11 protein-coding genes are annotated in these 17,255 nt (G+C 37.2%); 5 read left to right on the forward strand and 6 right to left on the reverse strand.

From position 1 onward, the window contains the following. Positions 1–100: 100 nt before the first annotated feature. The 6 genes from lpdA to recQ all read right to left on the reverse strand — a co-directional run bounded on the left by lpdA (position 101) and on the right by recQ (position 7,698). Positions 101–1,504 carry a dihydrolipoyl dehydrogenase gene (gene lpdA / locus BUC06_RS08130; protein WP_073332296.1) on the reverse strand — a complete coding sequence of 468 codons (1,404 nt, stop codon included), beginning with the start codon at positions 1,502–1,504 and terminating at the stop codon, positions 101–103. 334 nt (positions 1,505–1,838) lie between these two features. Beyond that, the gene (locus BUC06_RS08135; RefSeq protein WP_073332299.1) at positions 1,839–2,189 is read right to left on the reverse strand and encodes a hypothetical protein; all 351 of its coding nucleotides are present in this window, start codon (positions 2,187–2,189) and stop codon (positions 1,839–1,841) included. A gap of 76 nt (positions 2,190–2,265) precedes the next feature. Next, positions 2,266–3,348: a glycosyltransferase gene (locus BUC06_RS08140; RefSeq protein WP_073332301.1), complete on the reverse strand. Its 1,083-nt coding sequence runs from the start codon at positions 3,346–3,348 to the stop codon at positions 2,266–2,268. A 235-nt stretch (positions 3,349–3,583) separates the two neighbouring features. Then, positions 3,584–4,882: a hypothetical protein gene (locus BUC06_RS08145; RefSeq protein ID WP_073332304.1), complete on the reverse strand. Its 1,299-nt coding sequence runs from the start codon at positions 4,880–4,882 to the stop codon at positions 3,584–3,586. Positions 4,883–4,928: 46 nt separating this feature from the next. After that, entirely contained in the window at positions 4,929–5,279 is a 351-nt protein-coding gene (locus BUC06_RS08150) for a hypothetical protein (RefSeq protein WP_073332306.1), read from the reverse strand. Positions 5,280–5,493: 214 nt separating this feature from the next. After that, a complete protein-coding gene (gene recQ, locus BUC06_RS08155) occupies positions 5,494–7,698 on the reverse strand; it encodes a DNA helicase RecQ (RefSeq protein ID WP_073332309.1) in 2,205 nt (734 codons plus the stop codon). Positions 7,699–7,857: 159 nt separating this feature from the next. Between recQ and BUC06_RS08160 the strand changes: the two genes are divergently transcribed. From BUC06_RS08160 to BUC06_RS08185, 5 genes are all read left to right on the forward strand, one after another. Continuing rightward, complete coding sequence (locus BUC06_RS08160; protein ID WP_073332312.1) at positions 7,858–8,817, forward strand: KpsF/GutQ family sugar-phosphate isomerase; 960 nt, start codon at positions 7,858–7,860, stop codon at positions 8,815–8,817. Between the two features lie 220 nt (positions 8,818–9,037). Next, positions 9,038–9,865, forward strand: coding sequence for a twin-arginine translocase subunit TatC (gene tatC / locus BUC06_RS08165; RefSeq protein WP_073332315.1), 828 nt, complete (start codon positions 9,038–9,040; stop codon positions 9,863–9,865). Positions 9,866–10,306: 441 nt separating this feature from the next. Then, positions 10,307–13,270, forward strand: a complete 2,964-nt coding sequence (locus tag BUC06_RS08175; protein ID WP_073332322.1) for a reprolysin-like metallopeptidase — start codon at positions 10,307–10,309, stop codon at positions 13,268–13,270. A gap of 172 nt (positions 13,271–13,442) precedes the next feature. Next, entirely contained in the window at positions 13,443–15,074 is a 1,632-nt protein-coding gene (locus BUC06_RS08180) for a M1 family metallopeptidase (protein ID WP_073332325.1), read from the forward strand. A 192-nt stretch (positions 15,075–15,266) separates the two neighbouring features. Beyond that, entirely contained in the window at positions 15,267–17,123 is a 1,857-nt protein-coding gene (locus BUC06_RS08185; protein ID WP_073332329.1) for a M61 family metallopeptidase, read from the forward strand. Positions 17,124–17,255: the final 132 nt, after the last annotated feature.

Below are 17,255 nucleotides of genomic sequence, written 5' to 3' on the forward strand. Positions count from 1 at the left end.
ATCGACCCATCAATCATTTCCTTTCTTCACAAAAAAAGAGAAGCAAAATGCTTCTCTTTAATCTTAAATATTTGAATTTTTAAATCTTTCAATCAAAAAATTACATATGGATCGATCTCTTACCTGTTGCATCCAATGCTGCTTCTTTAATCGCTTCAGCATAGGTTGGGTGAGCGTGAGAACTTCTTGCAATATCTTCAGCACTTGCACGGAATTCCATAGCAATAACGCCTTCTGCAATAAGGTCAGCAGCTCTTGCTCCGATGATGTGCATTCCTAAAACTTCATCAGTCTTTTCATCTGCAATGATCTTCACAAGACCATCGATATCACCACTTGCACGGCTTCTACCTAACGCTCTCATCGGGAAAGAACCCACTTTGTAAGCGATTCCTTCTTCTTTCAGCTGCTCTTCAGTTTTACCTACTCCAGCAACTTCAGGCCAGGTGTAAACAACACCAGGAATCAGGTTGTAATTGATATGAGGTTTTTGACCTGCTAATTGCTCTGCAACCAACACCCCCTCTTCTTCAGCTTTATGAGCAAGCATTGCTCCTTTGATAACATCACCGATCGCGTAGATGTTGGCAACATTCGTCTGTAGATGATCGTTTGTTTTTACTCTTCCTCTTTCGTCAAGTTCTACTCCTGCTTTTTCAAGCGCAAGACCGTCTGTGTAAGGTTTTCTTCCTACAGAAACTAAACAGTAATCTCCTTCTACCGTTACTTCTTCTCCTTTCTTATCTTTAGCTGTGATCTTTACGGTATCTCCGTTTCTTTCAACCGCAGAAACCGCAGTAGAAAGCATAAACTTCATTCCCTGCTTTTTAAGAACTTTAGTCAGCTCCTTACTTAAAGCTCCGTCCATTCCAGGAATAATTTTATCCATGAATTCAACAACAGTTACCTGAGATCCTAATCTTAAGTATACAGAACCTAATTCAAGACCGATAACTCCTCCTCCGATTACCACCAGATGCTTAGGGATTTCTTTAAGGTTTAAGGCTTCTGTAGACGTAATCACTCTTTCTTTATCCAGTGAGATGAAAGGAAGTGAAGATGGCTTAGAACCTGTTGCGATAATTGTATATTTTGATTCGATCGTTTCAGAAGAACCGTCTTTTTTTGTTACTTTGATCTGAGTAGCAGATTCAAAACTTCCAAGACCTTCAAAAACAGTAATTTTATTTTTGTCCATCAAAAAATTGATCCCCTTGGTGGTCTGCTCTACGACTTCGTTTTTACGCTCAACCATTCTTGCGATATCAGCCTGTGGCTCATTGATGATAATTCCGTGACCTGCGAAATTGTGTTTCGCGTTTTCGAAATGCTCAGAGCTGTCTAAAAGCGCTTTTGACGGAATACATCCAACGTTAAGACAAGTTCCGCCTAAAGTTGAATATTTTTCAATAATTGCTGTTTTGAAACCTAACTGAGCTGCACGGATAGCAGCTACATAACCTCCAGGACCAGAACCGATTACGGTAACATCGAATTGACTCATGTTATTATATGAATTTGTTTGTTATTATCTTACTTAGTTCTCACAAATTTACTGATTAATTGCCACACCCCCAAGTGAGTTTTGTCAAGTTTAGGGATGAATTGAGGATTTAAAAAAAATAGTGATTATCTATTGGCATCGATCTATATATATAATTACAGTAAAACAAATCAAAGGAACTTCAATTTTAACCTCTCCTAAAGTCATCAATACTATTCCTAACAAAAGAACTATAGCATTTGCTCTATTTTATGTTTATACAACTGCAAAAAATTAATCCTGAAAGAATAAATATAACCAATATTCTGATCTATTCTTTACTTGATAACAGAACTTATGCATCTACATTCATTTTTCCACTTCCCAATATTCCGGTAGTTTCAAAAAACGAGCCGCCATATACATACCATTCAAGACTTTCCAGATAGTCAACTGCATTTTCAGGGGTTATTTGTAAGCGGTCTTTTTTTGAAACGATTCCCTTGTACCATCTTCCCGATTTGGATAAATGCTCGAATTCAACAAAATAACGAATCCATATTCTTTGACAAAGTTTGCACTGTTGAATGGTTACTTCTGCATATCTTCCGTTGGTATGGTCTATTCCCAACTCAGAACTTCTGTATTCAGTATAGTCCGAAGTAGGTTTTTCACAAGCACATCCAATTTTGGGGATTTTATTCATTGAGGAATATTGATTTTAAATAAAATTAATGAGGGCCAAATGTAAAAAATATGAAGCTATAACGCAAATCCGCCCATTATTTCTTCACCAGATCAATCAAAACCTTCTCATATTTATCGAGAATGATATTCTTTGAAAATCTGGATCTGATCGAGTTTTTTATGCCATCCCGATTATGATTATCCTGCAGCACATTGATTAGTCTCTGGGAAAAATTGTCATAATCTTCAATATCTGCAACTTCCCCATTCACCTGATGCTGAATGATCTCATTGATTCCTCCGGGACAGTTGTTGGCGAGAGAATAGGTCCCGCAGGCTCCGGCTTCCAGAAGAACATTCGGAAAACCTTCATACCTTGAGGAAAGGATAAAAAGATCGGCAAATTTAAGAAACTGGTAAGGGTTATCCTGCCTGCCATGAAAGATGACATTTTTTAATCCCAAAAAATCCTTCATCTGAATCAGTACATCTTTATCTTTACCATCTCCCAGAATATGGAGCAGGATATTTTCGTTTTTAAGCCTTGAAAAAACTTTCAACAGGTTATCAAAACCTTTTCTGGCTGACAGATTCCCAATGGCTACCACATTTTTATAATTGTATTTAAAACATTCCGGTTTCACAGCACCTTCCAGTTTTTCATTGATAAAATCAAAGTCTACCGGATTGTTTATTTTAACGATTTTCTTTTTCTTAATATTAAAATTATCAATCAGATCATGCATCATATCGTCGCTTTGCGCAATGATTTTCTGATAATTATTGTAAAAATTATAGAAGAATTTAATCTCTTTTCTGGTCACATGCTGAGATACTACATTGGTTTCGCGGGCGATAAACTTTGTTCGGGGAAAAAGTTTAATAAACATAGCCAGATATGCATTTACTTCGCCAAAACCAGAGAATACGACATCGGGTTTTCTGCGGTAAATTTCACCTAAAATTGGTTTTAGGGAATGTCGGATTCTTTCCGTATTGATATCAATAATTTCAACGTCTTTTTTCAGAAAATTGAGGTATCCGCCCTGTTTGCGGAGAAGCAGGATTTTTGGCTCAAAACGGTCTCTGGAAAGATGATTGGCAATGGTGGTAACAATCCTTTCTGCACCACCGGTTTCCAGATCCGGCAGAATAAATATGACAGAAATTTTTTTCATCAGTTAAAGTTAGTAAAAAGTTTTATTAAGTTTCAAATATTGAAATTTTAACTGGACCATTACATTATGAAATCCATTCCTTTATTGATGCAAAAGTACAAAATTGTTCCCCATAAAATAAGGAGACATATTTGCTGAAATATACAATGAGTGAAATCTTATTTCTTTTAATCATAAAAAACCAGGGCAAAAACGCTTCTGCCCTGGTTTAATTATTCATTTTTTACTGGTTTAATTATTTTAGTGCTGTTGGCGCACCAAAACCAAAGTTTAAGGCCAATAATGAAATCAGATTGTTTTCGTTGGTACTTACTATTTCAAAATTTTTCCCTAAAGAATATGAAAGAACAACCTGATCTGTCAGGCGATAGCTAAGTGTTCCTAAATATTGTACATCCGATTCTTTATTTTTTCGATATAAAATATTATTATCACTGTCTTTACCGACAATAATCTCAGTATTTGACTGGCGTCCTATCACCTCCATATGAGCTGAAAATTTATCGAACTTACCATTTACAGCAATCCCGTAGTCAAAATTGTTCTTATATAATTTGTTATCAGGAAAATATTTCCCAAAATAATCTGTATTATTCCATTGATAGCGGATTACTCCAATCAACTTAAAATTTTTAAGATCATCAGCAAAACGATAGGACGGTGTAAGCCAAACAGACTGCTTAGGCACAATAGAAAACTCAAAGTTATTCGTTGGAAAATTGATAAAATTAGCATAAGCCATATCCAAGTAAAATCCATATCTATTATTGATATACTCTTTTAGCTCTTTATAATCGCTTTCCATTTTAAAAAAGTTCTTTGACACCGAATTAATTACACCTGCCAATTTTTCGGTATTAAATTCCTGTATTTTTGTCTTTTCAATTTCATTACGTAAAGCTTTGGAAAACTCTTTTATTACCTCTTTACTGATTTTTAAACCTAAAAGAGATTCTTCTATATCAGGTTCAAGTTGATCCATAAAATCTTTGCCAGTACTAGGGTTCGATCGTAAAGTGACTATCGCCAGAGGTAAAATTTGAGTAACAATTTTTTCTCCTAAATATACACTTTCCAATAGTGCTGCTACTTTTTCGTCATCTTTTTTACTTCCCAGAAAGAAAGAAGTTCTATAACCAATTGCCAGACTACTTGTCTTGGTACTGTCTGAAAGAAAATAGCTTTGGGTAGAAGCTAAAGAAAAAGAAGAGTTTCTTTTTAATTGATCCGTAAATGTGGGTTTTCCTAAATAATCTTTTAAACTTAAACCATGATCTTTAAACCAGTAGGGCGTGAATTCTAAAGAAAAATTATCCGGAAGCTTAAGCTTATTATCTGTTGCGAAATTTGAATATATGGCTGCTTCTAAAGCCTGATATGACTTGGGCTGCAATATAGTCCCCGGTACAATTTCCAAAATACTGGCAGCCGGAGAAGAGGGTACTTTTAAATCTGCTATCTTCTGACTTTCCTGAGCCTTTATATATAATGGGTTGGAAAGAAGAGCTATTATAAATAAAACAATGATTCTCATAATAAATCTCAATTTAATATTAATAAAACAATAAAAACATTCATACTTATTCTATAATTGAAACATACATCACGATAAGTATTTCATCAGCATCTGATTTAGGATTAGTATGTTTCTTAATTAGCTGATCATTTATTTTGTAGTTAATACTAATTGTATCTTCGTGATCTAAAGGATTTTTGCATTTTGTCGTCACAATTAAACTGGAGGAGCGTAGGTCTTTAGCCAGCCCTATATATTTTGTTTCACTGTCTATAAAGGTTTTGGTAGACTTTTTGGGTGCATGTACGGTCGTGACCGCTATATCACCATCTGATATAAATTCAACAGTAAAGTTGATTTGTGTATCATCCTTAGCTTCAAATGATACTTCATCATAAACAAAGATTTTTTCCATGGCATTAAGTTTTAGTTTAACACAAACTTAACAATAAATGCGTTAATCTGTTAAAATTATTTAACAAATTAACGCATTTCTACATGAATTGTATAAAACTAAATTATAGAAACCACTATAGAATATTATTTGGACAGGGAAATATTATGTAAAAAAAAACTCCTCCATATTTCTATGGAAGAGTCATATGAAACTATTTCGTTAATTCTATTTCTTAGTTAGCAACATCACTGATGAATTTTATTCTCAGCATTCTCACTTCTTCATCAGAAAGCTCATCTCCAAATTCATCAAGAAGCACTTTCATGCTGTCACTTTCAGATTCGGTCATGAATTCCATAAAACCGTCTACAATATCTTCATCGAAATTATCTTCAATATAATAATCGATATTCAGTTTTGTCCCCTGATAAACAATACTTTCCATTTCTTTCAGCAGCTCGGTCATGGAAAGGTTTTTAGCCCTTGCAATATCTTCAAGATCAATCTTTTTGTCCGTGCTCTGGATAATGAAAACCTTGTGGCTGGATTTGTTCGCCACCTGCTTCAGTACCATATCCTGAGTACGTTCTATATTGTTTTCTTCAACGTAAGTTTTGATGAAGTCTGCGAATTCTTTGCCGTATTTTTTAGCTTTCCCTTCTCCTACTCCGTAGATTTTAGCAATTTCATCCAACGAAACCGGATACTGGACCGTCATGTCTTCCAAACTTGGATCCATGAAAACCGTGTATGGAGGAATGCCGTGCTTTTTAGCCACTTTTTTTCTTAAATCTTTTAGCTGGCTGAACAGATTCTGATCCAGACCACTGCTGCCCTGCATTTGTACCTGCTCACTCTCTGCTTTGGTCTGACTGAGATCAAACTCTCTGTCTTCGGCAATTAAGAAAGTTTCTTTAGCCTCAGAATTTAAAAAATTCCTTGCCTTCTCAGACATTTTCAACACTCCGTAGGTTTCAATATCTTTTTGGAGAAATCCCTGAACTGTAGCCTGTCTCAAAATGGTTTTCCAGTAATTGTCTTTTTCTGCCTTTCCAAAACCAAAGTAGGAAGTCTGTTCAAGTTTATATGATTTTGTGACTGCATTTTCTTTCCCGACGATGACAGAGATCAGATCTTTAGATTTAAATTTTTCTCCAGTATCTCTAATCAATTCAAGCGTTCTTGTAAGGTCTGCTGTAGCATCTTTCAGTTTTGGGGGATCAGAAGAATTGTCGCACATATCGGCTCCATCTCCTTTCACCGGATCGAAATTTTCCCCAAAATAACAAAGAATGTATTGTCTTCTGCTCATTGAAGTTTCGGCATAACCTACTACTTCATTAAGGAGCTGTAATCCGATTTCTCTTTCCGAAACAGGTTTCTGGGCAAGGAATTTTTCCAGCTTTTCAATATCCTTAGGATCGTAAAATGCAAGGCAATATCCTTCACCGCCATCTCTTCCCGCTCTTCCTGTTTCCTGGTAATAGCTTTCCAGAGATTTGGGAAAATCATAATGAATAACAAAACGTACATCAGGCTTATCGATTCCCATTCCAAATGCAATGGTCGCTACAATAACGTCCACCTCTTCCATCAGAAATTTATCCTGATTGGCCACTCTTACTTTCTGGTCGAGACCTGCGTGATAAGGTAGTGCATTAATTCCGTTGACCTGCAACAGCTGGGCAAACTCTTCCACTTTTCTCCTGCTCAGACAGTAGATAATCCCCGATTTCCCTTTGTGATGATTGATAAATCTCACAATTTCTTTGTCTATATTGACTTTTGGGCGTACCTCGTAATAGAGATTGGGGCGGTTGAAACTTTCTTTAAAAACCAGCGCATCGGTCATTCCCAAAGTTTTCTGGATATCATCCTGAACTTTTGGTGTTGCAGTAGCTGTCAAAGCGATCACCGGAACATCGGCAATCCTGTCAATAATAGACTTCAGGTTCCGGTACTCCGGTCTGAAATCATGTCCCCATTCTGAAATACAGTGCGCTTCGTCAATAGCCACGAAAGAAATTTTCACTTCTTTCAGGAAATCCAGATAATCATCTTTAATCAATGATTCCGGAGCTACGTACAAAAGTTTGGTCTTGCCACCTTTGATGTCGTCAAAGACCTGTTTTGTCTGTGTCTTGTTTAATGATGAATTTAAAACGTGTGCCACCCCGTCATCAGATGATAGGCCATTCACGGCATCTACCTGATTCTTCATTAACGCTATTAAGGGCGAAACTACTATTGCCGTACCTTCTGAAATAAGTGCCGGAAGCTGGTAACATAATGACTTACCTCCTCCTGTTGGCATTAATACAAATATATCCTTCCCACTGAGTAGGTTTTCAATGATTTGTTCCTGCTGGCCTTTAAATGTAGAAAACCCGAAATACTTTTTCAATTCGCCTGATAAATTGGCTTTTTTTGCGCTCATCTAATTTTCTATTGCTAAATTTGCATCCAACCCAAAGTTATAAAAATTCTGCTTAAAATAAAAGCGAACGAATTTATAAAAAATAAAACTTATATTAAATATTCTTTTTTAAATATAACGTTTTTCAATGGATTTTTTGTATACCTTATACTTAATTAAATGGAAAGAACCGACATTATTTCAATTGCCAAAAGCACTTTAGCGATAGAAATTGCAGAACTTGAAAAATTAAAGAACAGAATCGGTGAGGATTTTGCCAAAGCAGTAGAGATCGTTCATTCGGCAAAGGGAAAATTAATTGTCGTAGGAATCGGGAAATCTGCTCATGTAGGCAACAAAATTGTGGCCACTTTAAACTCCACAGGTACACCGTCACAGTTTCTGCATGCTTCGGAAGCCATTCATGGAGATCTTGGAGTCATTCAGAAACAGGATGTCGTTTTATGCATCTCCAATTCCGGAAACTCACCTGAAATTGCGAATCTTGTTCCTTATTTAAAAGATTATTCTTCTGCTCTTATAGGAATGACCGGAAATAAAAACAGTAAACTTGCCGAATTTTCCGAAGTTGTTCTGGATACGCACGTAGATGTTGAAGCCTGCCCGAATAAACTGGCTCCTACAAGTTCTACTACGATCCAAATGGCCCTTGGAGATGCCCTGGCTGTTGCTTTAATGGAGCTTAATGATTTCAGAGAGAAAGATTTTGCCAAATTCCATCCCGGTGGAAGTTTAGGAAAGAATCTTGTTTCAAAAGTAGATCAGTTCCTGTCTCCGCAGAAACCTCAGGTGGATGAAAATGCACCGGTAAGAGACGTTATTATCTCTATCAGTGCTTCAAGTCACGGGATTACCGTGGTGACTGATGAAGATAAGATCATAGGAGTGATTACAGACGGAGATTTGAGAAGAATGCTGATGAAGGGAGATGATATCACTAAGGTTCAGGCTAAAGACATTATGTCTGCCAATCCAAAAACCATTGAAAGTCATACTCTTGCGAAAGAGGCTATGAAAATACTTAAAGAAAACAATATTGGTCAGCTGATTGTTACAGAAAACGGAAAATATTCCGGAATCATAGATCTCCATACGTTACTGGATGAAGGAATCAATTAAATCGGTTCAACATTATTTTCACTGATCATCATCAATCATCAGGCGGTATTCATCAAAATACTGCCTGTTTTTTTCTGAAAATCAAACATAAAGGTATTTCCCTTATAAACTTGGATAAAATCCTTTCCAATAATTCTGAATACTGATTATTATTTCATAATTTCGCAATCTTAAACCGCTTCACTCTGACGAGTTTACTATTTTAGATAGACTGTAGTATATGGACGAAAAAAAAGAAATGTCCTTCTTAGGACATATTGGAGAATTAAGAGGACATCTTGTTCGCTCAATTATTGCAATTATCGTGGTTGCTTTTGCCGTAGGATTCAATATCAACTGGATCATGGACCATATCTTTTTTGGACCTACAAGAAATGATTTTCCAACTTTCAGGGTTGTCAATCATTTTTCGAGATTACTTTTAGGCGAAGACAGTATTCATCTTCCCAAAGAGTTTCCGGTTCGTGTACAGAGGCTTTATCAGCAGTTCAATGTGATGATGGCTGTTTCCGTTTTCGGAGGAATCGTAGGTGCTTTTCCTTATATCGTGTGGGAGTTATGGAGATTTATTGGTCCGGCTCTTCATCCGAAGGAGAGAAAAAACTCTATCTTTATTATCAATGCGGTATGGATTCTTTTTATGACCGGAGTTTTATGCGGTTATTTCTTAATTCTTCCTTTTGCCGTTAACTTCGGTGTTATTTTCAAAATTTCAGATATTATCATCCCGCTTTATGACTTAAGCGATTATACAACGCTCTTTTTACAGGTTATTTTAGGTATGGGAATTATTTTCCTGTTCCCCATTCTTATCTATTTCCTTACCAGTATAGGAATTCTTACGCCCATGTTTATGAAGACTTATCGTCGTCATGCGATTGTTCTGATTATGGTTGTGGCTGCTATCATTACGCCTGCCGATGTTTTAAGTATGATCATGGCTGCTTTTCCACTGCTTATTCTGTATGAATTCAGCATCATCATGTGCTCTTTCACTTACAAAAAACTACAGAGAAATGCTGCCAATCTTCCGGAAGTTCAGAATTAAAAGAACAAAAAGGGAAATAACTCACTATGCTTATCCGTAAAATTCACTTCCGTTTTTACGATATTTCTCTCTGTTAATACCTTTCTATTGTGTGATCTTTCTTTAATACTTATGGATAAAGATTGGTTTGAAGTCAAGTAAAAATCTGTTTGACGCGGTAATTCTATGAGCTTGGCAGATAAATATTCTATTTTTGAATCGCATTCCATTAATCTTTGGGAAAACTCATGGATCCTAATTCTGTAAAAACATCATCTTATATAATAAGAATTTCACTTACAAAAACGCAATCAATAAAAAATACTAAAAAACCACTATAAAACACCTAAACACCTCTCTTTTTCATCAAAAAATATAATATAATTTTCTATTTAATAACAAAATGAGGATTGTATTAATATTAATTTATTTTATATTTGCTTTTACGAAATAAATTATATTATGAAAAAGAGAATTATTCTTGTGTGCGCTTTGGCTTCAAGCTTTATTGGCCTTCAGGCACAGAAATGGGAACCCGTATCCCAAAAAGTGGCTCCGATAAGGAAAGAAGTGAATGTATTGTATGCTTACAAGGTAGACCTGAATGCTTTGAGAGGTCTTTTGAAAGACGCTCCTGAAGCAGGACAAGGCGGCAGCCCAGTGGTTATTTCTTTACCTACAACCAATGGAAAAGTTGAAAGATTTTACGTTTACAGTTCACCTGTTGTAGAGAAATCTATGGCAGACCGATATGAACTGGGAGCTTATTCAGGGGTTGGTGTAGATAATCCACACAAACAAATCAGATTCAGTACAGCTCCTAATGATTTCCAGTCGATGATATTTGACGCAGTAACCGGGAAATATGAATTTATTGAGCCTATCAATAAAGAAAAGGATGTATATGGTGTATTTTTAAAATCCAATAAACCCCAAGGCGGAAATCCTTTTGAATGCAGCACATTCGAGCCTGAGCAATCGAAAAAGGAAATGAGTAAGCTTCTTCAGTCTAAAAATGTTTTAAACTCAGGAAATACTCATAAAAGCAATGATCAAAAATACAGAACTTACAGATTAGCGATCTCTGTCAATGCCGAATATACACAGTTAGCAGGAGGTGTTGCAGGCGCAGCAGTCCGTATTAACGCTACAATGGCAAGGGTAAATGGGGTATTCGAAAAAGATTTCGGTATCCACATGAATGTTCTGGATCTTCCGCAACTTATCTTCACAGACCCTGCAACCGATCCTTATTCTAATGTAATTCAAAATACAAATGGCAGCTACAGTGCTCCGGGAGCATGGAATCTTCAGGTACAGCAGACCATCACTGCAGCTATAGGAAATGCGGGTTATGATATCGGCCATTTCTTCGGCCACAGAGGAGGAGGAGGAAGCGCAGGCCGTGTCGGAAATGTTTGTATCAACCCTGCAAGTAATAATGATGCAACTTCAAAAGGAGCAGGAATTACCTCTCCTCTTATTGTAGATCAGCCATTTGGAGATACTTATGATATCGATTTTGTAGCCCATGAGATCGGACATCAGTTTGGAGGTGCCCACACCATGTCTCTTGCTTTGCATGGAGCACACATGGAACCTGGATCAGGATCTACGATTATGGGATATGCCGGTATTACCAATGCCAATGTTCAGATGAATTCTGACGCTTATTTCCATACCAAAAATATTGAGGAAGTACAGGCGTATGTGAATTCTAAAGAGTGTGGAACCATTACAACTATTACTAATAATACCCCTCCTACTATTCAGCCACTTGCTAACAAAGCAGTACCAAAAGGAACTGCATTTGCATTAACCGCTTCTGCTGCTGACGCGCAAAATGATCCGATGACGTATACCTGGGAACAATATGATCTTGCTACCACTACTTTCGGACCTGTAAGTGCAACCCGTAAAAACGGAGCCAACTTCAGATCTCTGATGCCTACGGTATCTCCTACCAGATATTTCCCTCTTCTTACTACAGTTCTGAACGGTTCTGTTTCCAATGTTGCAGGATGGGAAACGGTTTCTACAGTTCCAAGAGGAATGAGATTCAAAGTAACGGTAAGAGATAACAATCCTGATATTACCAAACAACAGACTCAGAGTGAAAGAATAAACCTGGAAATAGGAAATGACGGACCATTCAAAGTTACTTCAACCACTGTTTATAATAATACGGCCGGAGCTATTACCTGGGATGTTGTGAACACCAACAACAGTACTTATAATGTACAGAATGTTAAAATTGATTATACAACAGACAACGGAGCAACATGGACTGTAGTAACTCCTTCTACTCCGAATGACGGAGCTGAGCCATTTACATTCTCCTCTCTTGCCACCGGTTCTACCGTGAAGATCAGAGTAAGCGCCATCGATAATGTATTCTATGCCATAGGAAGTGCTTCGGTAAGTGCCAGTGCCGGAGCTTGCTCTATTGCAGAACCTACAGGAATAGCGGTTTCAGGAATCACAATGTCTTCCGCAAACATTAACTGGGCTGCACTTCAGGGAGGACAGTACACGCTGAGATACAGAAAGGCAGGTGCTACTGCATGGACTTCTGCAACACTGAACGCCAACTCTTCTTTTGTATCAGGACTTGAAAACAGTACACAGTATGAATATCAGATCGCTAATATTTGCGGATCTACAACAGGGACCTTCTCTCCTGTAAGTAATTTTACAACATTAGGCTATACCCTATGTACCAACAATACCGCCAATCCAGCGGATGAATTTATATCAAATGTAACGGTAACTCCTTCAGGAGGAACTGCGATGTCCAATACAAGTGCAGGTTCAGCGTATACAAGTTATGCTGCAGATCCTGCAAAATTAATCACCCTTACTCAGGGAGCTTCCGGTAATACATTAAGCATTACTAAAGGATGGACAGCTGGTACGTACAACGAAGGAGTTACAGCATGGATCGACTTTAACAGAGACGGAAACTTCTCCGATTCTGAAATAGTGTATACCAGCGTACCAAGTGCTATCACCCCTGTTTCAGGAACATTCTCTGTACCGGCAAATGCTTATTCAGGGACTTCAAATACAACAATGAGAGTGGTATTATCCTATGAAGATCAGCCAACCAGCGGATGCTCTAATTTCCAATATGGGGAAATTGAAGATTATGCAGTAAAAATTCTTCCTCAGGCTTTAGGTACCAGCGATGTGGTTAAAGACAATGACGGAGTTCAGATTTACCCTAATCCAGCTTATGACGTTCTGAATGTGACTAATATTTCTTCTAAAGCACAGTTCAGTATTTTCAATATGGCAGGACAGGCTGTAATGAACGGTACTGTTGTCAATCAGAAAATCCCAGTATCAAAACTGACTCCGGGAGTATTTGTCATTACGATTGAAGATAAAGGAAACGTTTCAAAACTGAAATTCATTAAGAAATAAGCCAATTATTTTTATACTATCTGAGCCCGGTTGTAACCGGGCTTTTTTGTTGCTATAGTCTAATAATGAGTTCTCTTGTAGCATTCATGCGCCTATTTTATATTTTTTTCAGTGAACGCTGCATTGTGCCATTAATTTTTCTATTTTTGAAAGAATTTAATTTGATTTTTAAATGAAAAAGCTGACCTATACACTTTTATTTGCTTCAGGGCTGGTCTTCGGACAGTTCTTTGAAAAAGACAAGGTTTTTACTAAACAGGATACTTTGAAAGGTTCCAACACCTCCTTCAGAAATTTTTGGGATGTTAAAAAATATGACCTTTCTGTAGAACCTGATTTTAAACAGAAAAGTATTAAAGGATATAATAAGATCAGCTTTGAAATTACGAAAGACATTGCAGATCCTGTTTTCCAAATTGACCTGCAAAAGCCGATGAAGGCTGATAAAGTAGAAGGTGATTTTCCGATTGCCAACTATAAGCAGGATGGTGATTTCATCTTCGTAACAGCAAAAAAGAAATTCAAAAAAGGAGAAAAATATACGATCAATGTAACCTATTCGGGAACACCCGTTATTGCTAAAAATGCACCCTGGGACGGAGGCTGGGTCTTCACTAAAGATGAAAAAGGAAATCCATGGATGAGCGTTGCCGATGAAGGAATCGGAGCCTCCATCTGGTTACCTACAAAAGATATATGGAGCGATGAACCTGAAAACGGGATCATGATGAAGATCATTACTCCGAACGACCTTGTAGGCGTAGGAAACGGAAGACTGACTGATAAAAAAACGGAAGGTGGAAAAACCACGTACACATGGGAGGTAAAAAATGCGATTAACGCCTACTCCATCATTCCCAATATTGGTAAGTATGTGAATTTTAAAGATACATTTAACGGGGAAAAGGGAAAACTTGACCTTGATTACTGGGTGCTGGATTACAACCTTGAAAAAGCAAAAAAACAGTTTCAACAGGTAAAACCAATGCTTTCTGCCTTTGAGTACTGGTTCGGACCTTATCCTTTCTATGAAGATTCTTACAAACTGGTGGATTCTCCGTATCTGGGAATGGAGCACCAAAGTAATGTTGCGTACGGAAATGGCTACACGAATGGTTACCGTGGCTCAGACCTTTCGGGAACGGGTGTAGGTCTTCATTGGGATTATATCATTATTCACGAAAGCGGACACGAATGGTTTGCCAATAATATTACCGCAAAAGATCAGGCTGATATGTGGATTCATGAGAGTTTCACGATGTATTCCGAAGTGCTTTTTACAGAAAAATACATGGATAAAAAGTCTGCTGACCTTTATGCCATGGGAATCCGCGGAAATATTCAGAATGACATTCCTATCATTGGAACATACGGGGTAAGAAACGAAGGCAGCGGTGATATGTATCCGAAAGGAGCCAGCATGCTTCACACGATAAGACAGGTAATTAACAATGATGAAAAGTTCAGACAGATCTTAAGAGGTCTGAACAAGGATTTTTATCATCAGACGGTTACCACCCAACAGATTGAAGAATATATGTCCTCAAAATCAGGAATTGATTTATCAAGTATTTTCAATCAGTACTTAAGAACGGTAAAGATTCCTACCCTTGAATATTCTCAAAACGGAGATTCTTTAAAATTCCGATACACGGATGGTATTAAAGATCTGAAACTTCCTCTCATTATAAATGGCGATCAAACCATCAATCCTACGGAAAGCTGGCAGACCGTGAAACTTAAGAAAAATACTCCGGTGGAGTTGAATAAGAACTATTATATCAATTATAAAAAGGTTCAGTAAAGCTAAAAGGCAAATTCGTTACCCGCGGATTTGCCTTTTTTATTTCCCTTCGCGAGCTGAAAAGAATCGCTCTTATATTGGAAAATCATTAAATCAATCATTTTATCTTCCAAATTTTAAGAAAAGTTTAATACTCCCTTCCGTAACAAATTGTTCAAAAAAACTACTATTTAAGTATAATATTTAAACCTAATGAGAAAAACAGCAATCACCCTGGGTCTTTTCGCCGCTTTTTTGGCCAATGCCCAATCTATAAAGACTACAATAGATCTTGTGAATGTAAAAGACGACAAGGTAGCCGTTACGATGGAGTTTCCGAAAATGAAATCCGGAGACATTAAATTTCATTTTCCTAAAACGGTTCCGGGGACCTATTCTGTAGATGACTACGGAAGATTTGTGGAAGGAATCAAATTTTTCGACAATAAAGGAAGGGAGCTAACGTATACAAAAGTTAACGACAATACCTATTCATTAAAAAATGCTAAAGATTTAACCAGGATCACGTATCTGGTGAATGACAGTTTTGATGATGAAATGGATAATTCAAAGCATAAAGCAGTGTTTTCTCCGTCTGGAACTGATATTGAGGAAGGGAAAGTTTATATGGTCAATACCCACGGTTTCGTTGGATACATTGACAATATGCAGGACGTTCCTTATCAGCTGATCATTCAGAAACCTGCTGGCTTTTATGGCACAACGGCTTTGGTAGATCAGGATAAATCTGATGCTACCGATACTTTTACCCTGGCTAATTATGCTAAGGTAACCGATTCTCCACTGATGTACACGAAACCGGATTATATCACTTTCAATGCTGGAGGAATGGATCTGGTATTAGGCGTTTATTCTCCGACCGGAAAGTACAAAGCTGCCGATTTTAAAGACAATCTTGAAAAAATGGTATTGGCCCAGAAGAAATTTCTTGGTGACATGAATACCAATAAAAAATATGCGATCATGCTGTATCTTTCGGGAGGTGACGGACCGCAAATTAAAGGTTTCGGAGCTTTGGAACACCATGAGTCAACCAGTGTGGTACTTCCTGAAATGATGCCTAAAGAAGCTATTGACAAAACCATTACTGATGTGGTTTCTCACGAATTTTTCCACACCGTGAATCCTTTGAAAACACATTCTGAAGAGATCCACTATTTTGATTATGCAGATCCTAAAATGTCTCAGCATCTTTGGATGTATGAGGGCGGAACGGAGTATTTTGCCAATCTTTTCCAGATTCAGGAAGGCCTGATCAATAAGGATGAATTCCTTCAAAGAATCAATGAGAAGATCACCAATTCAAAGAATTATGATGATACCATGCCGTTTACGGTGATGAGCAAAAATATCCTGAAAGACGAGTACAAAGATCAGTACAGAAACGTTTATGAAAAAGGAACATTGCTGGCGATGTGTCTGGATATTGAGCTGAGAAAGCTGTCTAATGGGGAAATGGGATACCGTGATATGATCAGAAAACTGTCTCAGAGATTCGGAGAAAATAAACCTTTCAAAGATGACAAATTGATTGACGAACTGGTAACAGTGACGGGATATCCTCAGGTAAAAGATTTCTATAACAAATATATTGCAGGAAACCAACCGACCCCTTATGCCGAATACCTGAATATGGTAGGCGTAGAAGCGAAGAAGAAGGATACACCTCCTCTTTTCTGGTTCATCAAAGATCCAAATCAAACCGGTTATAACGATAAGAATAATACTTTTGTATTTGATGAAAGCTCTGCCTTATCCCCTTTTGCAAAAAGTATAGGATTTAAAATCACTGACGAAATTGTTGCTCTGGACGGAAAAACAATCAATGTTCAGAATATGCAGGAGTTTATCAGCTATGCTAAATCAATCAAGGAAGGTCAAAACGTTACGGTTACCATTCTTAGAAAAAATGGTGACAAAACAGATAAAATAGATCTTAAGGGAAAAGCTGTTTTAGATAAAATGACGATTGAAAGTCTGCAATATAAAACGAATCCAACCCCGGCAGAACAAAAACTGCAGGATCAGTGGCTGACTGGGAAGAAATAGTGAATAGTGAAAACTAATAGATAATACGAAAGCGGAGAAATTTCTCCGCTTTTTTGATTTTATAATGAATTAAAATCACATAAAGTACAGGTTATAAATCGTGAGATTGCTTCGCTCTTTCCGCAATGAATA

The organism is Chryseobacterium carnipullorum, assembly GCF_900142785.1.
Lineage (GTDB): Bacteria > Bacteroidota > Bacteroidia > Flavobacteriales > Weeksellaceae > Chryseobacterium > Chryseobacterium carnipullorum.